At 61.0% G+C, this 18,386-nt stretch carries 19 protein-coding genes; 9 read left to right on the forward strand and 10 right to left on the reverse strand.

The window, feature by feature from the left end; translation table 11 throughout:
- Positions 1 to 134: 134 nt before the first annotated feature.
- Positions 135 to 1,685, reverse strand: a complete 1,551-nt coding sequence (locus tag ACTQ3R_RS06410; protein WP_441778316.1) for a copper amine oxidase N-terminal domain-containing protein — start codon at positions 1,683 to 1,685, stop codon at positions 135 to 137.
- Positions 1,686 to 1,866: 181 nt separating this feature from the next.
- Here ACTQ3R_RS06410 and ACTQ3R_RS06415 point away from each other — a divergent pair, with 181 nt between their 5' ends.
- The 3 genes from ACTQ3R_RS06415 to ptsP are packed head-to-tail and all read left to right on the forward strand — an operon-like array spanning position 1,867 to position 4,724.
- Positions 1,867 to 2,835, forward strand: coding sequence for a carbohydrate kinase family protein (locus ACTQ3R_RS06415; RefSeq protein ID WP_441778317.1), 969 nt, complete (start codon positions 1,867 to 1,869; stop codon positions 2,833 to 2,835).
- Positions 2,832 to 3,089, forward strand: a complete 258-nt coding sequence (locus tag ACTQ3R_RS06420) for an HPr family phosphocarrier protein (RefSeq protein ID WP_441778318.1) — start codon at positions 2,832 to 2,834, stop codon at positions 3,087 to 3,089. The genes ACTQ3R_RS06415 and ACTQ3R_RS06420 overlap by 4 nt, the downstream gene beginning before the upstream one ends.
- Positions 3,090 to 3,110: 21 nt before the next feature.
- Positions 3,111 to 4,724, forward strand: coding sequence for a phosphoenolpyruvate--protein phosphotransferase (ptsP, locus tag ACTQ3R_RS06425; RefSeq protein WP_441778319.1), 1,614 nt, complete (start codon positions 3,111 to 3,113; stop codon positions 4,722 to 4,724).
- Positions 4,725 to 4,761: 37 nt separating this feature from the next.
- Here the strand turns inward: ptsP and ACTQ3R_RS06430 are convergent, their stop codons facing one another.
- The 8 genes from ACTQ3R_RS06430 to ACTQ3R_RS06465 all read right to left on the reverse strand — a co-directional run bounded on the left by ACTQ3R_RS06430 (position 4,762) and on the right by ACTQ3R_RS06465 (position 13,105).
- Positions 4,762 to 4,974 carry a hypothetical protein gene (locus ACTQ3R_RS06430; protein WP_441778320.1) on the reverse strand — a complete coding sequence of 71 codons (213 nt, stop codon included), beginning with the start codon at positions 4,972 to 4,974 and terminating at the stop codon, positions 4,762 to 4,764.
- Between the two features lie 126 nt (positions 4,975 to 5,100).
- Positions 5,101 to 5,727, reverse strand: coding sequence for a dTMP kinase (gene tmk, locus ACTQ3R_RS06435; RefSeq protein WP_441778321.1), 627 nt, complete (start codon positions 5,725 to 5,727; stop codon positions 5,101 to 5,103).
- Positions 5,728 to 5,759: 32 nt separating this feature from the next.
- Positions 5,760 to 7,073: a putative ABC transporter permease gene (locus tag ACTQ3R_RS06440; protein WP_441778322.1), complete on the reverse strand. Its 1,314-nt coding sequence runs from the start codon at positions 7,071 to 7,073 to the stop codon at positions 5,760 to 5,762.
- A 12-nt stretch (positions 7,074 to 7,085) separates the two neighbouring features.
- Positions 7,086 to 8,228, reverse strand: a complete 1,143-nt coding sequence (locus tag ACTQ3R_RS06445; RefSeq protein WP_441778323.1) for an alanyl-tRNA editing protein — start codon at positions 8,226 to 8,228, stop codon at positions 7,086 to 7,088.
- A 261-nt stretch (positions 8,229 to 8,489) separates the two neighbouring features.
- Positions 8,490 to 9,491, reverse strand: a complete 1,002-nt coding sequence (locus tag ACTQ3R_RS06450) for an NAD(P)H-dependent glycerol-3-phosphate dehydrogenase (protein WP_441778324.1) — start codon at positions 9,489 to 9,491, stop codon at positions 8,490 to 8,492.
- A 168-nt stretch (positions 9,492 to 9,659) separates the two neighbouring features.
- Complete coding sequence (locus ACTQ3R_RS06455; protein ID WP_441778325.1) at positions 9,660 to 10,349, reverse strand: glycerol-3-phosphate acyltransferase; 690 nt, start codon at positions 10,347 to 10,349, stop codon at positions 9,660 to 9,662.
- Between the two features lies 1 nt (position 10,350).
- Positions 10,351 to 11,676 (reverse strand): ribosome biogenesis GTPase Der, encoded by a 1,326-nt coding sequence (gene der, locus ACTQ3R_RS06460; RefSeq protein ID WP_441778326.1) that lies wholly within the window; start codon positions 11,674 to 11,676, stop codon positions 10,351 to 10,353.
- A 55-nt stretch (positions 11,677 to 11,731) separates the two neighbouring features.
- Complete coding sequence (locus ACTQ3R_RS06465; protein WP_441778327.1) at positions 11,732 to 13,105, reverse strand: DUF512 domain-containing protein; 1,374 nt, start codon at positions 13,103 to 13,105, stop codon at positions 11,732 to 11,734.
- Between the two features lie 189 nt (positions 13,106 to 13,294).
- Between ACTQ3R_RS06465 and ACTQ3R_RS06470 the strand changes: the two genes are divergently transcribed.
- The 6 genes from ACTQ3R_RS06470 (at position 13,295) to ACTQ3R_RS06495 (ending at position 18,159) form a co-directional block, all read left to right on the forward strand.
- Complete coding sequence (locus ACTQ3R_RS06470) at positions 13,295 to 14,623, forward strand: sodium-dependent transporter (protein ID WP_441778328.1); 1,329 nt, start codon at positions 13,295 to 13,297, stop codon at positions 14,621 to 14,623.
- Positions 14,624 to 14,921: 298 nt separating this feature from the next.
- Entirely contained in the window at positions 14,922 to 15,329 is a 408-nt protein-coding gene (locus ACTQ3R_RS06475) for a spore cortex-lytic protein (RefSeq protein WP_441778329.1), read from the forward strand.
- A gap of 8 nt (positions 15,330 to 15,337) precedes the next feature.
- Positions 15,338 to 16,594: a peptidoglycan-binding protein gene (locus tag ACTQ3R_RS06480; RefSeq protein WP_441778330.1), complete on the forward strand. Its 1,257-nt coding sequence runs from the start codon at positions 15,338 to 15,340 to the stop codon at positions 16,592 to 16,594.
- Positions 16,591 to 17,172, forward strand: a complete 582-nt coding sequence (locus ACTQ3R_RS06485; RefSeq protein ID WP_441778331.1) for a peptidoglycan-binding domain-containing protein — start codon at positions 16,591 to 16,593, stop codon at positions 17,170 to 17,172. The genes ACTQ3R_RS06480 and ACTQ3R_RS06485 overlap by 4 nt, the downstream gene beginning before the upstream one ends.
- A gap of 93 nt (positions 17,173 to 17,265) precedes the next feature.
- Complete coding sequence (locus ACTQ3R_RS06490; protein ID WP_441778332.1) at positions 17,266 to 18,015, forward strand: tocopherol cyclase family protein; 750 nt, start codon at positions 17,266 to 17,268, stop codon at positions 18,013 to 18,015.
- A gap of 18 nt (positions 18,016 to 18,033) precedes the next feature.
- Positions 18,034 to 18,159 carry a hypothetical protein gene (locus tag ACTQ3R_RS06495; RefSeq protein ID WP_441778333.1) on the forward strand — a complete coding sequence of 42 codons (126 nt, stop codon included), beginning with the start codon at positions 18,034 to 18,036 and terminating at the stop codon, positions 18,157 to 18,159.
- Positions 18,160 to 18,197: 38 nt separating this feature from the next.
- On the opposite strand, the gene ACTQ3R_RS06500 is transcribed toward ACTQ3R_RS06495, so the two are convergent.
- Positions 18,198 to 18,383, reverse strand: coding sequence for a hypothetical protein (locus ACTQ3R_RS06500; RefSeq protein WP_441778334.1), 186 nt, complete (start codon positions 18,381 to 18,383; stop codon positions 18,198 to 18,200).
- Between the last annotated feature and the right edge of the window lie 3 nt (positions 18,384 to 18,386).

Consider the following 18,386-nt stretch of genomic DNA (forward strand, 5'->3'; position numbering starts at 1 on the left):
AATTTTCCGGCCCCTCTGCTTTTATAGCTGATCCAGTTTTCGTACATACTCCTATCGCTGCCTGGCGGACAATGGAAAGGGCGTAAAAAGTGCTGTCCCTCGGGACAGCACTTTTTTGTATACTGGAGGGTAGATCAGGCGGCGGTGGGAGCTTCCACAACGCCGAACATCTCCATCAGGTCGGCCACAGGGGCCCCGGCGGGGGGCGCAGTCTGAGGCTGGGTGCTGGTGGACTGGTAGGTGCCGTCCATGGCCAGGTTCAGGGAGAGCTCCACCTGGGGAAGATCCGCACCCTGCTCCTGAGAGGCGGCCACAGTCATATCCATAGTCATCTTGGAGCCCTGCATGGCGGCGGTCAGGGTCATCTCCGCGCCCACAACGGCGGGATCGGCTTTCAGCTCGATGGCATAGCCATTGACCTTACCGGCGCTGGTATAGAGGGTGAAGGTGCCGGTGATGCCGCTCTCATTCAGGAAGGTATTTTCATAGCGGGTGCCCACCTGCTTAAAGTGGCTGTCTCCGCAGATCAGGTTCAGCAAGGCTAGATAGTCCGTTGCGGTGAAATCCACACTGGTCAGAGGCATATTGTTCAGGATGGAGGGCATAAGCTGGGAGAAATCCTCCTCCAGAGAGGCGGTGGACAGCTCCAGGAGCTGCTGGTAATTCATGCCGGTCACGGCAGACATTTCATCGTAAATGGCGGCCATATCCAGCTTGTACCAGGTCTCGGAATTCCACCCGGTCAGAGCGGCCAGCTGCTGAGAGTCCAGGTTGAAGTAGAAGGTGCCGTTGGCCATGTCGCCCCGCATATCGAAGCCCAGATTCATGGGCAGCATGGGGGAGCCGTCGGGGGAGGCCAGCATGGCGGACATGTCCATTCCATCCATCCGGACGGAGGCGTCCACGGTCATATCGGTGTTGAACTGGAAGGCGGTGGAACCGGCGGTGACCATATCGTAATCTCCCTTCACGGTGAAGGAGAGGTCATTTGCGGCATTGGGGCCGGTTTCGGCCATGGACATGTCCATAGTGTACTTGCCGGTAACCTTCTGGTTTTTCTCCACGAAGGTGCGGTTATAGGCCTGATACTGGTCCATCAGCTCATAGGTCTCAGTGTTGGCGGCCAGAATGGCGTTGACATCGTCAATAAGGACGGCGCCCACCGTGCTGTCCCAGCCCACGTTATAGCCCAGCGCATCAGCCAGCAGACCGAAGGGAATATAGGTGCGGCCATCGGAGAGATAGGGGGCTACCTCGCTCTGGAGGACGTTGGTGACCTGGGTAACCTCTCCGCCGGGGCCAGCGGTGAGATCATTCTCGTACCAATATTTGATCTCTTTGGAACCGATGGTGAGCTGAACGGTGAGGTCCCCGCGCTGAGGCTCCCCGCCGTTGGAGGGGGAGTAGAGCACATCGGGCTTGACTGCGGTGACCGTCTGGGTATCGGCATCCCAGGTCATGCTCTCCTGGGGGAAGCCCAGCTGCTCAAACACAGCCGCAAAGGGCAGGCAGGAGCGGCTTTCCCGGAGTTGGGGCACCGCATCGGTGAAGGTGACATACTCCCCGTTGATCATCACATAAAACTCCCCCTGCTTTTCGGGCATCTGGCCCGCGGCCAGGGAGGGCACACACAGCAGGGCAGCCAGAAGGCCAGCGCACAGGGAAAGCCGTAAAAGCTTTTTCATGGTTTGCAGACTCCTTTCTGAATTCAGCAAAATTTCAGCAAAAATATTATACACTTAGTTTAGACAAATGTCAATTTCGGACGAAGGTATTGTGAAAAATGATAGATTTTTATTCTGGGGTATGGTATAGTAGAAAAACACAGAAAATGCACACCACATCTGGCGGAGAAGAGGAGTGAATATGAGGGACATTACGAGCATTGGAGAGGCGCTCATTGACCTGACCTGGACGGGGAAGAGCCCTGCGGGAGTGCCCTTGTACGCCGCTAACCCTGGAGGAGCCCCGGCCAACGTAGCAGTGGCGGCAGCACGGCTGGGGGCCCGTACGGCCTTTATTGGCAAGGTGGGCCCGGACGCCTTTGGAGAACAGCTGCGTCAGATGCTGCGGGACAACGGTGTGGATGACCGGGGGCTGATCACCGGCCAGAGCCCCACCACACTGGCGGTAGTGTCGGTAGATGGGACGGGGGAGCGCAGCTTCTCTTTCCTCCGGGGAGCGGACGGAGAGCTGTCCGCCGACGAGGTAAAAGAAACGGAGCTGGAGGCGGGGAAAATTCTCCACTTCGGCTCGGTGAGCCTCACTCCCTGCAGAGCCCGCAGTGCCACCATTTTTGCCGCCCGCCACGCACACCGCGCAGGGGTGCTGGTGAGCTTTGACCCCAACTACCGGGAAAAGATCTGGCAGGACCGAAGCCAGGCGGAGCAGTGGATCACCATGGTGCTGCCCCTGGTAGATATTCTGAAGCTGTCCCAGGAGGAGCTGCCCCTGGCCGCCGGGACGGAAGATCTGGAGGAGGGGACCCGCCGCCTGGAGGAGGGCGGTATCTCCCTTGTCCTGGTGACCCTGGGGGCGGAGGGTGTCTTCTGCCGCTGGCAGGGGGAGAGCTTTCTGGTTTCTGGGGTCAAGACCAAGGTGGCCGACACCAACGGAGCGGGAGATACCTTCCTGGGAGCCCTGCTGGCCCGCCTGTGCCGCCGGGGGGAGCACCCTCTGGAGGGACTGAAGGGGGAGGAGCTGAGAGAGATCCTCGCCTTTGCCAATCGGGCCGCCGCCCTGACCTGCTCCCGCAGCGGAGCGATCCCCGCCATGCCAAATTTGGAGGAAGTGAACCAGACTGCCCAGGCGGAATACCTGGAGGAATTGCCATGAAGAAATTTACCTACACCGTGACCCGTCCCAATGGCCTCCATGGCCGGCCTGCCGCCGATCTGGTAACGGCGGCCCAGGCTTTGGACAGTACCGTCACCGTCCGAAAGGACGACCGGTGCGTGGGAGCCGACCGGCTCATGGCCCTGATGACCCTAGGGGTGGCCCAGGGGGACACCGTCACCGTCACCATCGAGGGCGGAGACGAGGAGCGGGCCCTGGCGGTTATGCAGGCTTATTTTGCAGAACATCTCTGACACAGTAAGGAGGGGAGCGGGATGAAGCTAGCGGGAAGACCCCTGTGCCCTGGCGTGGCCTTGGGGCCCATCCATGTGCTCCCGGAGGCTGAGAAACCGAGAAAAAACGCCCCGAAAGGCACACCGGCGGAGGAGCTGGAGCGGCTGGAGCTGGGGCGGCAGCGGGCTTTGGACCGGGTGAACGGGCAGCAGTCCGCCGCTTTGGAGAAACTGGGGAAGGAGGAGGCGGATATCTTCCGCCTCCACGCCCTGATGCTGGAGGACCGGGATTTGTTGGAGACGGTCCGCTGCGCCGTCCGGGCGGGAGCCTGCGCTGAGGACAGCGTGCGGGAGGCCGGAGAAACCTTTGCCGCCGCCTTCCGGGCGCTGGAGGACCCCTATCTTCGGGAGCGGGCCGCCGATGTGGAGGAGGTGTCCCGCCTATGGCGGGAGGCCCTGTCTGGGAACCTGGGACGGCTGGAGCTGGGGAAGCCCGCCATCCTGTGTACAGGAGAGATCGCTCCAGGGGAGCTCATTGCCCTGGAGCGGGAGAAGGTGCTGGGCCTTGTGGTGGAGCGTATGGCTTCCGACAGCCACGCCGCCATTCTGACTCGGGCCATGGCCCTGCCCACGGTAGTTGGGCTTGTCCCCCAGATGGACTGGGAGGGGGCTTTTGCCGCCCTGGATGGGGAGACAGGAGAACTGTATGTAACTCCGGAAGAAAAGGTTCGGGACCGCTTGATGGAAAAGGCGCAGGCGCAGCGCAAAATCCAGACAGAGCTGGTGGCTTTTCGGGACCGCCCCGCCTGTACACGGGATGGCCGGGTGGTGTCGGTGTGCGCCAATATTGCCGCTCCAGAGGAGGCTGCCCTGGCCCGAAGGGAAGGAGCCCAGGGGGTGGGACTGTTCCGCACGGAGTTTCTCTGCCTGAACAAGGAGCAGTGTCCGGGAGAGGAGGAGCAGATTGCTCTCTACCGCCGGGCCCTGGAGGCTATGGAGGGGCGGCGGGTGGTCATCCGCACCCTGGACATCGGGGGGGATAAGTGCCCCCCGTGGCTGGAGGCTGGCCGGGGGGAAAACCCGGCCCTGGGCCTGCGGGGAATTCGCTTGTCGCTGAAGCAGCCGGAGCTCTTCCGGCTCCAGCTGCGGGCCATCCTTCGCGCGGCTTCCTATGGAAAGGCCGCCTTGATGTTCCCCCTGGTCTCTTCAGCGCAGGAGGTGCGAGCGGCACGGGCCTTGTTGGAGCGGTGCCGGGCAGAGTTGGAGGCGGAGGGCCTTCCCGCCGGGGAGGTGGAGGTGGGGGTGATGATCGAGACTCCTGCTGCCGCTCTCATGGCCGGCGAACTGGCAAAGGAGGCGGATTTCTTCTCCATCGGTACCAACGATCTGACCCAGTACACCCTGGCCATGGACCGGCAGGACCCGGAGCTGGACGGAATGTACGACCCCCATCATCCAGCCGTGTTGGAGCTCATCCGCCGTACGGTGGAGGAGGGGCACCGCCATGGACGCCGGGTAGCCCTGTGCGGGCAGCTGGGGGCTGACCGAAGCATGACGAAAACGCTGCTCCAAATGGGAGTGGATGAGCTGTCTGTCCCGGTAGGCGAGGTGCTGGAACTGAAGGCCCATGTGAGTACCCTTGACCTGTCTGAATAAGGAAAGGACCGCCCGGTTTGGGCGGTCCTTTTTGTGCTCAGTCGGCGAAGTAGCAGATGCTCTGGGCATTGATCTGGGGCGGAATGCTGGCAGTCATCACGCCGTTATAGACAATGCGCACCTGGGTCCCAGCGGACAGGTTGGAGGTGGAGCAGCGGGTGTGCACCAGTACCTCCTGGTTGTTACTGTTGTCCCGAACCAGAACCTGGCTGCCCCAGGCCTGGAGGACGGTGGCGGTCATAGTCACCATAAAAGACACCTCACATTTTTTCGGTGGGCCCCCAGAAGCGGAGGCTCCTGAGGTCCATGACATCCTATGCCCTGGAGGTCGGCAGGGTGCAAAAAAGGGAGGGGCATGAATCCCCCTCCCTACAGGTTAAAAGAATGCGTCCACCTGTTCCCAGATGGCCTGGGCGATGGCCTCCACGCTCTGATTTCCAGGCAGGAGAATGACCCGTTCCTCCCCCTTGAGAGCCTCAAAGGAACGGTAATACTGCTCACGGGTGCGGGTGAGGCGCTCCATGGTCTCGAAGAGCTCGGTGCCCTCCCGGTTTTGGGCAATGCGTTCCAGAGCCAGCTCTGGCTCCACATCGATAAAGAGAGTGGCCGTAGGCCGGAGAAGCTCGGCGCAGGGACGGTTGGCTTCGATCACCCACTCCAGGGGCAGGTCCACGCTCTGGTAGGCGTAAGAGGAAAAGTAGTACCGGTCGGTGAGGACAGTGAGCCCCTCTTCCACCGCCTTGCACAGGCCGTTTTCCTCGTTGAGCAGGTGGTCCAGCCGGTCAGCCACAAAGAGGGGGGCCACCACCCGGCTGTCGCAGCGCACCTGTCCGGTGAGTACCTGGCGCAGGAGCTTGCCCATGGGACGGCCGGTGGGCTCGCAGGTGGTGAGGCAGGGTCGGCCTGCCTGTTCCAGACGCTGGGCCAAAAGCCTGAGCTGGGTGGATTTTCCACTTCCGTCAATGCCCTCCAGGGCAAAGAAGCGTCCCTTGGTATCGTTCATGGTCATTCCTCCCAAAGGGGCGTCTGCCCCGTTTAATCCACAAAGAGAATGTTGGGATAGATCCGCTCCATACGCTCGTCGGGGAAGCGCTCGTCCAAAAACCGGCTCAGGGCATTGCCCGCCGGGGCGGGATTGTTCCGGCGCTGGACAAAGCGGCCCATAGCCAGGGCGGACAGGACGATGTTGAGGAGCATGAAGAGGATGAGTACCCAGGTGAGCAGCTTGCCCGCACGGATGGGCAGCTTTTCGATCCACCCGGACAGGACGGGGTAAATAAGCTTCAGCCATACCACCGCCGCAATGCCCCAGAAGAAGCAGTAGAGCAGGTTGATGCGCCCGCCCAGGTTAAAGGGGATTTTGCTGTAATCCCAGAACACGGTGCCAAAGACCAGCTCGGTAAAGACCGAGCAGAAGTACTCGTAGGCGCCTCCGGCCACGGTGCCCACAAAGAAGATGTACCCGTCGCTTTTGTGGCGGTATTTATAGAGCAGAGCGGTGAGCAGCACCGCGCCCAGGCCCCACACAATGGAGAAGGGACCCCAGACCACGCTGCTGCGGCTCATCCACACCCCCGCCGTGACCCGGCAGAAAATGGTCTCGATGATATCCCCCAGAAAGGCCCCCAGGAAGAAGAGGCAGGCCAGCTTGTAAAAGCAACAGCCCTGGGCAAAGACGGTGGGAACTGCTTTGGTGCGGGCGCGGCCCTTGGTGGGGTCCAGGTTGGGATAGGCACGGGTCACACGGCGCTGGACGTACCGGGTGACGGCGTTGTCCAGGGTCTGGGTCAGCCGGGACAGGAACCGGGACAGTTCCCGTGTGTCGGGCAGGGAGAGCTGCCACTGAAACAGGGCGGCCAGAGAGGTAAGGATGTCTAGTCCCAGCACCACATAGATGCCCAGCAGAATGAGCCGCCCCACAGCGGCGGGGATCAAGCCCACCAGGGACAGAATGAGCCGGTTGCCCACAAACAGGCAGAACAGGGCGCACAGGCCCCAGATCACCGAGTAGGTCAGGTTGATGTGGCCCTCAAACTGAAAGCGCCGCTGGGAGTAGTCCCACCACTTCTGGCCGGTGAGCTTTTCCAGCAAGATACCGGTAAACAGCTCCAGGGCGGTGGCCAGGATCATGCCGCCCAGAAACAGGAAGAAGGGGTCGTCCCGCAGCTCCGGCAGGAACAGGGCAAAGAGCACCCCGCCCAGGCCGTAGACCGGGGAGAAGGGGGTGTTCAGAAAACCGCGGTTTAAAAGCCGGCCCTTGCGGGCTGCGGCCAGGGCCGTCTCACTCAGCCAGCCCAGAAAGGCGTAGCAGAGGAACAGCCACAGGAGCTGATCAATTGAATATTCCATAAAAACCTCAAATTATTGGTTGAAAAAGTTGCGGATCTCAGCCTGGGAAGCCCGGACAGAGCCCTGGACAAAGTCCGGCTTGCCGCCGCCCCGGCCGTTCAAAGCTTGGTTCATGGTTTTGGTCAGGCTGCGCAGGTCGCCTCCCAGCTGGCCTATGGCGTATTTGTAGCCGGTCTCCTCTGTACCGGAGAAGCAGGCGACCCGGCCTTCACGGGTGTGGAGGAGCGCATCGCACAGCCGGCGCAGGCTGTCAGGGGAGAGACCCTCCTCAAAGAGGAGCATGTCCCCTTCTCCGCGGTGCTCCTCAGCCAGATGGGCAAAGCGGGCATCCTCCATGGCGGCGCACCGGGCTTTCAGGGCGGCAGTTTCCTCCATCAGCCGCTCCACGGCGCTGCCTGTCTCCATCACCTTGGCGGAGAGCAGGTGAGAGACCTGGGCGTTTTGAGCCTGGAGGGCGGAGAAATAGCGCAGGGCCCGGCCACCGCACACCAGCTGGATACGCACCCCCTCCCGGAACTTCTCCATGCTCAGCAGCTTCACCAGCCCAATCTGCCCGGAGGAGCGCACATGGGTGCCGCAGCAGGCGCAGCAGTCCGCCCCAGGGAAGGTGACAATGCGCACCTGTCCGGTGAGCTCCTTTTTGCTGCGGTAGTCGATAGCTTCCAGCTCCTGGGGCGAGGGGTAGGCGATGGCAATGGGGTGGTCCTCCCACAGGTAGCGGTTTACGTCCTCCTCCAGCTCCTGAAGCTGCTCCGGCGTGAGAAGCACATTGAGGTCGATGGTGACCACGTCGCTGCCCAGGTGAAAGCCCACGTTGTCGCAGCCCCATTTGGCATGGGCCATGCCGGAGACGATGTGCTCCCCGGAGTGCTGCTGCATAAGGTCAAAGCGCCTCTCCCAGTTGATCTCCCCAGAGACGGCGGTTCCCGCTTCCAGAGGACCGTCGCAGGTGTGGACCACCCGGCCGTCCCGGCTATGTACCTCCAGCACCCGCACAGGACCCAAAGTACCAGTGTCATAGGGCTGGCCGCCCCCTTCGGGGTAGAAGGCGGTCTTGGTCAGAATGATGTCATATCCCTTCTTGCTCGGAATGCAGGACTCCACCACCGCATCAAAGGAGGTGAGAAAGGGATTTGCTTCATAGAGACGTTCCATAAAAAGGCCTCCATAGGACGTTTGCCGCCCGGAGGCGGCAAACCTAGTCAAGTTTCTGTGTCTTGAGCGGAAGAAAAGCCCAACCCAGGAGTTCCATCGCCCGCAGGCGATGGAATAAATTGAAATCCGTTTTTAGAGCGGCTTCGCCGTCTCTAAAAACACTTCTCGCGCAAAACCGGCCGACTTTTCCGAATGGAATCGAGGCAGGTTTTGCGTGCAGCTTTTCTCAAACAAGGGGCACTGCCCCTTGTTTGAAGAGCTTTAGCTCCAGCTCTCCTCCAGCTCCGAGCGCTTGGCCCGGCCCATCAGGTCGGCAATGACATTGTGCACGTCCCGGCCCTCGTAGAGGACTTCGTAGGCGGCCTGGGCGATGGGCATCTCCACCCCGGCCTTCTGCGCCAGCGTGCGGGCGTTGGCGGCGGCATAGTAGCCCTCCACCACGGCACCCACCTCTTTGATGGCCTCCTGCACGTCCTTGCCCTGGCCGATGAGGATACCGCAGCGGCGGTTGCGGGAGTGCATGGAGCAGCAGGTGACGATCAGGTCGCCCACCCCGGCAAGGCCGGTGAAGGTCTCCTTCTTGCCCCCCAGGGCTACACCCAGGCGGGCCATCTCGGCCAGGCCGCGGGTCATGAGCAGGGCCTTGGTGTTGTCTCCGTAACCCATGCCGTCGCAGCAGCCGGCGCACAGGGCAATGATGTTTTTGAGCGCGGCGCAGATCTCGGTGCCGATCTTGTCGTCGCTGGTGTACACCCGGAAGCGCTGGTTCATGAAGAGGTCCTGGACCTGCTCGGCAATCTTCAGATCGTCGGCGGCAGCCACTACGCCGGTGGGAATGCGGCGGCCCACTTCCTCCGCGTGAGAGGGGCCGGAGAGGACCACTACGGGGCAGTGGCCCTGAAGCTCCTCCTCGATGACCTGGCTCAGACGCAGGGAACTGTCCTTTTCAATGCCCTTGGAGACGGAGACCAGAATGGTGCCCGGATCGGCCAGCACCTTCAATTTGGCGGCGGTGGCGCGCACGGCAAAGGAGGGGGTGGCCATGACCACCAGGCCGCAGCCCTTGACGCAGGCCATATCGGTGGAGAACTTCAGCTCAGGGGGCAGACGCACACCCTTGAGCATGGGATTTTCATGGGTCTCCCTTAAAACCTTGGACTCCTCCTCGGTATAGGACCAGAGGGTGACATCGTTTCCGTTTTCCAGCAGGAGCATGGCAAGAGCGGTGCCCCAAGCGCCGCTGCCCAGTACGGTGATCTTCATAATATGGACCTCCTTTAATTCTTGTGGAGCCTATCCTATGGTTTGATTCACGCCTCGCCTGTTCGCGGCGCACGGCTTCCCTGCACTTGGGCTCGAAACAGCCGCAGCAGCAGCTTGGTTTCTCCCCCACGCTTCGGTCCATCCGTGCTGCTCACAACAGCTCGGACGCTATTTCTTCTTATGCAGACTGAACTTGTTTTCTGTGCCGGTGAGCAGCCGGTGGATGTTGCCCCGGTGCATATACAAAATGAGAAGTCCGATAAAGGCCCCCAGGCCGGTGATAAGGGGGTCGTGGTAGACAAACCAGGTGACAAAGGGGAAGCTGGCCCCCGCCCAGCAGGAGCCCAGGGAGACGTACCGGGTGAGGACAGCCAGAATGAGGAAACCGCCCCACACCACCAGGGCAATGCGCCAGTCCAGCATGATGGCGATGGCCCCGCCGGAGAGGATGCCCTTGCCCCCCTTGAAGTGGAACATACAGGGGAACATGTGGCCCAGCAGGCACCAAAGACCCGCCCAGTACTTGAACAAAACTACATAGTAGGCCACCATGGCCGCTTCCAGGGGCATGTCGGGCATAATGCGGGGGTCATAGCTGCCGCCGATCTTGGCGGCAATGAGGATGGCCACCACTGCCTTCAATACGTCGGTGAGGATGACCACAAAGGTGAGGGGACCGCCGAAGGTGCGGAAGAAGTTGGTAAGGCCCGCGTTGCCGCTGCCGTGCTTTCGCACATCGTCCCGGAGAATATACTTCGAGACGATGACCGCTCCGTTGAAGCAGCCGCAGAAATAGGAGATTACGGCCACCAGCCAAAAATCCATCCGGGTCAGGACGAACAAGATGACCTCGCCCATGTTAATCCTCCTTCTCGCTCTTCTGCCGGACGGTGAGGCGCACCGGGGTACCCTCCAGTCCGAAGGTGGAGCGGATCTGATTTTCCAGGTAGCGCTGATAGGAGAAGTGGAACAGTCTTGCGTCGTTGCAGAAGCAGACAAAGTGGGGCGGACGCACCCCAACCTGGGTCATATAGTAGATCTTCAGCCGGCGGCCCTTGTCCGTGGGGGGCTGTACCCGTGCGGTGGCGTCGGCCAGAAGGGAGTTGAGCATGCCGGTAGAAATGCGGGTGGCGGCCTGGTTATTCACATAGTTGATGAGCTCAAACAGCCGCTCTACCCGCTGCCCCGTCAAGGCGGAGATGAAGAGAATGGGGGCGTAGGTCATATAGGAGAGGTCCCGCATGACGTCCTGGCGCATCTTGTCCATGGTCTTGCCGTCCTTCTCGATGGCGTCCCACTTGTTGACCACGATGATGCAGGCCTTGCCCGCCTCGTGGGCCAGACCGGCCACCTTGGTGTCCTGCTCGGTGACCCCCTCCTGGGCGTCGATCATGATGAGGCACACGTCGCAGCGTTCGATGGCCATGGTGGAGCGCAGCACGGAGAACTTTTCGATCCGGTCGTCCACCTTGGACTTTTTCCGCATACCGGCGGTGTCAATAAAGAGGTACTTGCCGTGCTCATTTTCAAAGGAGCTGTCCACCGCGTCCCGTGTGGTGCCTGCCACGTTGGAGACGATGACCCGCTCCTCCCCCAGAATGCGGTTGATGAGGGAGGACTTGCCCACATTAGGCTTGCCGATGACGGCCACCTTGATGGTGTCGTCCTCCTCCTCTTCCTCCTCCTCCGGGGGGAAGTATTCAAAGCAGGCGTCCAGCAGATCGCCGGTGCCGTGGCCGTGGACGGCGGAGACGGCGATGGGGTCGCCCAGGCCCAGGTTATAAAATTCGTAGATGTCCGGGTTCTCCCGGCCGGTCTGATCGGCTTTGTTCACCGCCAGCACCACAGGCTTGCCCGAACGCAGGAGCATGTTGGCCACCTCCTGGTCAGAGGCGGTCATCCCGGTCTTGATGTCGCAGACAAAGACGATGACGGTGGCAGTGGCGATGGCGATCTCCGCCTGCTCCCGCATGAAGGAGAGAATCTGGTCATCGGTGCCCGGCTCGATGCCGCCGGTGTCCACAATGTCAAAGATTCGGTTTCTCCACTCACACTGGGCGTACAGCCGGTCACGGGTGACACCGGGGGTGTCCTCCACGATGGACAGGCGCTGTCCGCACAGCTTATTAAACAGCATGGACTTGCCCACATTGGGCCGGCCCACGATGGCTACTAATGGCTTCATATCAGGTTCCTCTCTCTTCCAGTGGGGAAAAACCCCACGCGTTTTGTATTATAAATTACTGATTATACTGATAGTATTCGGTTTCCTCCCGCTGATGGCAAACTTCCGGGGAAGTCACTTCCAGCCCCAGCATGGCATCCACCAGGTCAAAGCCGCTCTCCGCATCTACAGCTGTCACCGGGACACCCAGCTCCCGCTCCACATCAGACACGGTAATGTCGTCCAGGAAAACCTGTTCCCCGGAGCGGAGCATGTTGGAGGGGATAAGCAGCCGCTGCCCCAGCTCCTTGCCCCGGAGCTGTCGGATGAGGTCTCCGCCGGTGATAAGGCCGGAGACGGTGATGGTCTCCCCGAAAAATTCGTTGCGGATGGGGTAGACCCACCCTTGAAGGGATGGATACTTCGCCTGGGCAGCGTCGGCGATCTGCTGGATAAAGGGGGCAGCGGATACCCCCGTGGCCACGGAGAAGGGGGTGAGGGGGGCGCCGTCCATGGGGTCCTCCAGAGCCATGTGGGCCTGGCTGAGGAGCAGCCGCAGCATGCCCACGCCGTTTTCCAGCTGGTTCATGTCCTCATAAAAGGCCTTCTCGGGGAGGGGACGGCCGGCGAGAAGGTAAAATTCGTCCGAGCACCAGGCCAGACGGGTGCCCCGCTGGGCCAGGGAAGCGGCGGCGAAAGCCTCCACCTGGTCGATGACCGCCGAAGCCTGCTGCGGTGTGTAGGGGGAGAGGGGATGAAGCCCTTCCCGGAATTTTGTTACGCCCACCGGGACAATGGCCACGCTCTCCACCGCCGGATAGAGGGCGCAGAGGTCCTGAAGGGTTTTCTCCAGGGCGGGGCCGTCGTTGATCCCAGGGCAGGAGACAATCTGGCAGTTCATGCGGATGTTGGCCTGGGCAAAGCGGGACATGATCTCCAGCACCTCGCCCGCCCGGCGGTGGTGGAGCATCTCCTCCCGAAGGACGGGGTCGGTAGTGTGGACGGAGATGTTGATGGGGGAGATGCGCAGCGCGCAGATGCGCTCAATTTCCCGCTTTGAGAGGTTCGTGAGGGTCAGATAGTTGCCCATGAGAAAGCTCAGCCGGGCATCGTCATCTTTAAAATACAAGGAGGGGCGCATGCCTGGGGGCATCTGGTCCACAAAGCAGAAAATGCAGTTGTTGGCACAGGACCGGGCCCGGTCCATGAGATAGGTCTCAAACTCCAGCCCCAGGTCTTCCCCCTCATCTTTGCGCAGGCGGACCGTGCGCTCAGAGCCGTTGGCCTCTTTCAGAACCAGCTCCAGCCGGGGGTCGTAACTATAAAACTTATAGTCCAGCACATCCAGAATTGGGTGGCCGTTAATGTGGGTGAGGGTCTCGCCCACCCGAATTCCTGCCCGGTGGGCGGGGCTTCTGGGCTCCACTGCCCGGATGGCCGTCATGCTCATGCCGTCCCTCCGCCTTTCTTTTGCCATATCAATTTATTGTACAATAGCTTCCGGCATATTGCAAGAGGCCGAAGAATTTTGCAGAAGATTTCGGGGGAGAAGCAGGAAAACCCTTTGCATTTTTTCCATAATATGATATGCTACATCCACGCGGCCCAGGCCGCGGGTAAAGAGAGAGGCGTGATCTTTGTGGCGCACAGCACAAAACGAGATTCCTGGGGTTCCAAGTGGGGCTTCATCCTGGCCTGCATCGGCTCGGCGGTGGGCATGGGGAACATCTGGCTGTTCCCGGCCCGTGTGTCCAAGTACGGCGGAGCCACCTTTTTGATTCCGTACCTGATTTTTGTAGTCATCATCGGCTCCACCGGGGTCATTGGTGAGATGGCCTTTGGCCGCTCCACCCGGTCCGGCCCCATTCATGCTTTTGGGCAGGCCACCCAGATGCGCTTTGGCAGCGACAAGCCTGGACGGCTGCTGGGGCTTATTCCGGTGCTGGGCTCTCTGGCCATGGCCATCGGATATTCGGTGGTCACCGGATGGATCTTCAAATACACCGCCCAGTCCCTCAGCGGTACTCTGGCCAATATGCGGGGTGTGGAGGCCTTCAATGCCAACTTCGGCGCCACCGCGGGGGGCAATACCCTGTGGCAGGCGGTGGGCATGGGGGTGACCATTCTCATTATGGCCTTCGGTGTGGGCAAGGGCATTGAGAAGGCCAACAAGATCATGACCCCCCTGTTTTTCCTGCTATTTATCGGCCTTGCAGTCTACCTCTTTACTCTGCCCGGTTCCCGTGCGGGCTATGAGTACATTTTTATCCTGAGGCCCGAGGGGCTGCTGGACCCCTGGGTGTGGGTCTATGCCCTGGGCCAGGCCTTCTTCTCCCTGTCTGTGGCGGGCAATGGAACCCTGATCTACGGCTCCTATTTAAGCCGCGGCTCCGATGTGCCCGCCGATGCCCGGATGGTGGCCATTTTTGATACCTGTGCCGCGGTGCTGGCCGCCCTGGTGATTATCCCCGCCATGGCTGTGGCGGGGCAGCAGCTCAATGACAGCGGTCCGGGCCTGATGTTTATCTACCTGCCCAACGTCATTGCGGGCATTCCCGGCGGCCCGGTCATCCTGGCCGTGTTCTTCCTGGCGGTGGTCTTTGCCGCCCTTACCTCCCTGGTGAACCTCTTTGAGGCCCCCACCGCAACCCTCCAGGAGATGTTCCACTTGAAGCGCCCGGCGGCGGTAGCCATCATCGGTGTGCTGGGTCTGGGTGTGGGGCTGGTTATTGCCCCCATTGTGTCCCAGTGGATGGACGTGTGTTCCATCTACATCTGCCCCATTGGGGCCTTCCTGGCGGGGGTCATGTTCTTCTGGGTGTGCGGAAAGGACTATGTGCTGGAGCAGGTGAACCTGGCACGGACAAAGCCCTTGGGCGGCTGGTTCTACCCCATGGCCAAGTACCTCTTCTGCGGGGTGACCCTGGTGGTGTTGGTGCTGGGCGCCGTGAAGGGCGGAATTGGATAATTCGAACCAGTGCCTGCGGCACTGGTTCGAGATAGGCTGCGCGCAAGGTGGGCCTCGATTCCTTGCGGAAAAGTCGGCCCACCTTGTGCGAGAAGTGTCATTTCCGACGCGCATGTCGCCGGAAATGACGAGATTAAAATTTATTTCGCCGCCTGCGTCTCGGCGAAACTCCTTGCAGGAGGGCATTTCAAGCGTGCCGCCGGCCATTTGGCCGGCGGTTTTTTTATGGGCCCGTTTGGCCCGCCGCTGCATAGAATGGGGAAAACCGGCGGGTGCGCCCGCCCAGGAGGTTGATTCTATGCAAACAGAACAAGCGGCGGGAAAGCTGACGGTGCGGGTGTACACCTCCCAGGCTCAGATCCCCATTGCCGGGGCCACGGTGGTGGTCACCGCTCCGGGAAAAAACGGAAAGAGAAAGCTCCTCTCCGTCCAATCCACTGACCGAAGCGGCGAGGTGCGCACCATCTCCATCCCGACGCCCGAGCTGGAGGAGAGCACCTCGCCCCATGGGCAGGGAGCTGAGGCCCCCTTTGCGGTATGCAATGTGTGGGCGGAGCACCCCGGCTATACTATGCTGGAGGCGGAGGGCGTTCAGATTTTCCCTGGAGTGGAGACGGTGCAGGACATGGAGCTTATTCCACTGCCCCGTGGACAGAACAGCCTGCAGCACCTGGACGTGCGGGAGATCCCGCCCCAGAGCTTGTGAGGTGGGCCATGGCAGAGATCATTCCCTATGTCCCCCGGACCATCACCGTCCATCTGGGCCTTCCCGACCAGTGGGCGGAAAACGTGACAGTGGAGTTTCCGGAATATGTAAAAAATGTGGCTTCCAGCGAGATCTACCCCACCTGGGAGCCCTCAGCCATCCGGGCCAATGTGCTGGCCATCATCTCCTTTGCCCTCAACCGGGTGTATACGGAATTTTACCCCAGCCGGGGCTATGACTTTCAGATCACTTCCACCACCCAGTACGACCAGAAATTCATTCGGGGGCGGAATATCTTTGAAAACATCAGTCAGATCGTGGATGAGATTTTCAACGACTACATCCGCCGTCAGGGCTTTCTTGAGCCCCTGGCCGCTAAATTCTGCAACGGCACCACCTCCACCTGCGACGGCCTGTCCCAGTGGGGCAGCCAGTATCTGGCCCAGGAGGGCTATAACTCGGTGGAGATTCTCAAAAACTACTATGGAGAGGACATCGAGCTGGTGGTGGATGCCCCAGTGAAGGACCTGTCCCTCTCCTACCCAGGCAAAGCCCTGCGCCTGGGGGATACGGGACCCGATGTGGTCATCATCCAGGCCATGCTCAACCGCATCTCCCAAAATTACCCCGCCATTCCAAAGGTCTATCCCGCCACCGGGGTCTTTAACGAGGCCACCCAGGAGGCGGTCAAGACCTTCCAACGGATTTTCCACCTCACCCCCGACGGTATCGTGGGCAAGGCCACCTGGTATAAGCTGGTCTATCTCTATGTGGGGGTCATGCAGCTTTCCGAGCTGGTAAGCAAGGGCCAGACCTTTATCGCCGTGCAGTTTCAGTTCCCAGGGGTGCTGCGCCAGGGAGACCAGGGGGGCGAGGTAGAGGTACTGCAATATATGCTCTCCCTGTTGGCCGAATTTGACGTGAGTATACAGGCTCCGGCCATGGACGGCATCTTTGGCCCGGTCACCGCACGGGCGGTGCGGGAATATCAGCACCTGGCCGGTCTCACCCCGGACGGCGTGGTGAACGAGGAGACCTGGAACTCCATCTACGACAGCTTTGTCCGGGCGGAGTATTTTCTCCGCCGGGACACGGTGCGGGCCCAGACTCTGGGCAGCGATGCCGTTCAGGTGATGGGCGGCGGACGCCCGGAGGGGGAGAAGGACTTTTCCGACACTCCCAGAATCGGGCAGTTCCCCGGAGAGGATCTGCACCTGGGACAGCGGGACCAGAATACAAGACGGCAGGGGGAGGGAATGGTATGAACGGGAGTATGACCCAGCAGGAACTCACCGAGCGGGAGCTGCTGTCCCGGCCGGTGGCGGGGCTTCAGTATATGCTCAGCCAGCTGGCCCAGGGGTATCCGGAGCTTTTGCACATTATGGTGGACGGGGTGTTTGGAGAGCGGACCCTGGAGGCAGTGATGCGTTTCCAAAAGGCTTTTGGGCTGCCGGTGACGGGGGTGGTGAACCGGGAGACCTGGGATGCCGTCCGGGACCGTTGGGTGGCTCTGGAGGGCCGGACGGGGGATACCCGCCCCACCCAGCTCTTCCCCTCTGAGGGGACCACGGTCCAGGAGGGCCAGGAGCGGGAGTATATGGTGCTGCCCCAGACCATGTTTCAGATCCTCTCCCGGCAGCTGGAGGGCATTGTCCCCCACCCGGCCGATGGAATCCACGGCAGCGCTTCGGCGGAAAATGTGCGCTGGCTGCAAAAGGCGGCAGGACTGCCCCAGACGGGTACTCTGGACCGCTCCACCTGGGACGTCCTCAGCCGGCTCTATGAGGTCTTTGTGGTCCGGGAACTGGAGAAAAAGCCGCTGTTTATCGGCGGTTGGGGCTGAAAACTGCCTTTTATCATATCAAAACAACCATGAATAACGTTGCCACCGGATATCCATACTATCCCCTGAGAGCGAACACGGGGAGAGAGATGTATGGAAGAAAAACCGCTGCCCTCCGGGCGGGGAGCCTATTTTGAGGGCTGGTATTTCAAGCACCAGGGGGAGGAGGGCGGCCTGGCCCTCATCCCCGCCGTTCACCGGGAGCGGAAAGGGGAATGGAGTGCGTCCCTCCAGGTCATCACCCCTTGGGAGAGCCGGATGATCTCCTATCCCATTACGGCCTTTTTCCAGCGGGAAGACGGGGCGGAGCTGCGGCTGGGGGAGAGCTGGTTCTCCAGGGACGGAGTTTATGTCGCGGTGGAGGAGCCGGGGTTTTCTCTGAAAGGAGAACTGCAGTACGGTCCCCTGGCCGTCCCGGCGGAGGATATTATGGGCCCCTTTCGCCATGTGCCCCACATGCAGTGCGTCCACGGAATCTTGTCCATGGGCCATGGAGTGGACGGAGCGGTGGAGCTGAATGGGAAAACGCTCTATTTTCACCAGGGCCGGGGTTACTGGGAGACCGACCGGGGCCGGTCCTTCCCCAAACGGTATCTGTGGACCCAGTGTGCCTGGCAGCAGCGGCAGCAGGTGAGCCTTATGCTGGCCATTGCCCACATCCCGATGGGAATCGGCTCATTCACGGGAATTATCTCTGAAGTCCTCTTTGCCGGCCAATTCATTCGCCTGGCCACCTACCGGGGGGCCAGGGTGGAGCAGTGGGGGGAGAATGGGGCGAAGGTGCGCCAGGGGCGGCTTTGCCTGGAGGCGGAGGTGCTGGAGCGCCATGCTCTGCCTCTCTAGGCCCCCAACCGGGGAAAGATGAGCCGCACCATCCACGAGAGCCTCTTTGCCACCGTCCGGTACCGGCTGTGGGAGGGGGAAAAGCTGCTCTTTGACCATACCGACCCCCAGGCCAGCTTCGAGTGGTCCGATACCGCACAATAAAATCCGGCCATCTCCGTGGAGATGGCCGGATTACTCTTTTATAAAGCGGCGCTGGGCAAGTGGTCCACAAAGCCCTGAAGCTGGGCCTGGGAGGTCATTTTGGGCAGCTGGTCCAAGATGGCCTGGCGCTGCTGGGGGGTGCAGCTGTCATAGAAGCGGGAGGACTGGGGGTTCTGCCGCAGGAGCACCCCGAAGGCTGCCAGTTGATTGTTTGCTTGATTCATGGT

Source organism: Lawsonibacter sp. LCP25S3_E2, assembly GCF_052117285.1.
Lineage (GTDB): Bacteria > Bacillota > Clostridia > Oscillospirales > Oscillospiraceae > Lawsonibacter.

Excerpts from the sequence above, each read along its gene's own strand:
- ACTQ3R_RS06410 (WP_441778316.1), bottom strand. The coding sequence starts at position 1,685 with ATGAAAAAGCTTTTACGGCTTTCCCTGTGCGCTGGCCTTCTGGCTGCC.
- ACTQ3R_RS06415 (WP_441778317.1), top strand. The coding sequence starts at position 1,867 with ATGAGGGACATTACGAGCATTGGAGAGGCGCTCATTGACCTGACCTGG.
- ACTQ3R_RS06420 (WP_441778318.1), top strand. The coding sequence starts at position 2,832 with ATGAAGAAATTTACCTACACCGTGACCCGTCCCAATGGCCTCCATGGC.
- ptsP (WP_441778319.1), top strand. The coding sequence starts at position 3,111 with ATGAAGCTAGCGGGAAGACCCCTGTGCCCTGGCGTGGCCTTGGGGCCC.
- ACTQ3R_RS06430 (WP_441778320.1), bottom strand. The coding sequence starts at position 4,974 with ATGGTGACTATGACCGCCACCGTCCTCCAGGCCTGGGGCAGCCAGGTT.
- tmk (WP_441778321.1), bottom strand. The coding sequence starts at position 5,727 with ATGAACGATACCAAGGGACGCTTCTTTGCCCTGGAGGGCATTGACGGA.
- ACTQ3R_RS06440 (WP_441778322.1), bottom strand. The coding sequence starts at position 7,073 with ATGGAATATTCAATTGATCAGCTCCTGTGGCTGTTCCTCTGCTACGCC.
- ACTQ3R_RS06445 (WP_441778323.1), bottom strand. The coding sequence starts at position 8,228 with ATGGAACGTCTCTATGAAGCAAATCCCTTTCTCACCTCCTTTGATGCG.
- ACTQ3R_RS06450 (WP_441778324.1), bottom strand. The coding sequence starts at position 9,491 with ATGAAGATCACCGTACTGGGCAGCGGCGCTTGGGGCACCGCTCTTGCC.
- ACTQ3R_RS06455 (WP_441778325.1), bottom strand. The coding sequence starts at position 10,349 with ATGGGCGAGGTCATCTTGTTCGTCCTGACCCGGATGGATTTTTGGCTG.
- der (WP_441778326.1), bottom strand. The coding sequence starts at position 11,676 with ATGAAGCCATTAGTAGCCATCGTGGGCCGGCCCAATGTGGGCAAGTCC.
- ACTQ3R_RS06465 (WP_441778327.1), bottom strand. The coding sequence starts at position 13,105 with ATGAGCATGACGGCCATCCGGGCAGTGGAGCCCAGAAGCCCCGCCCAC.
- ACTQ3R_RS06475 (WP_441778329.1), top strand. The coding sequence starts at position 14,922 with ATGCAAACAGAACAAGCGGCGGGAAAGCTGACGGTGCGGGTGTACACC.
- ACTQ3R_RS06480 (WP_441778330.1), top strand. The coding sequence starts at position 15,338 with ATGGCAGAGATCATTCCCTATGTCCCCCGGACCATCACCGTCCATCTG.
- ACTQ3R_RS06485 (WP_441778331.1), top strand. The coding sequence starts at position 16,591 with ATGAACGGGAGTATGACCCAGCAGGAACTCACCGAGCGGGAGCTGCTG.
- ACTQ3R_RS06490 (WP_441778332.1), top strand. The coding sequence starts at position 17,266 with ATGGAAGAAAAACCGCTGCCCTCCGGGCGGGGAGCCTATTTTGAGGGC.
- ACTQ3R_RS06495 (WP_441778333.1), top strand. The coding sequence starts at position 18,034 with ATGAGCCGCACCATCCACGAGAGCCTCTTTGCCACCGTCCGGTACCGG.
- ACTQ3R_RS06500 (WP_441778334.1), bottom strand. The coding sequence starts at position 18,383 with ATGAATCAAGCAAACAATCAACTGGCAGCCTTCGGGGTGCTCCTGCGG.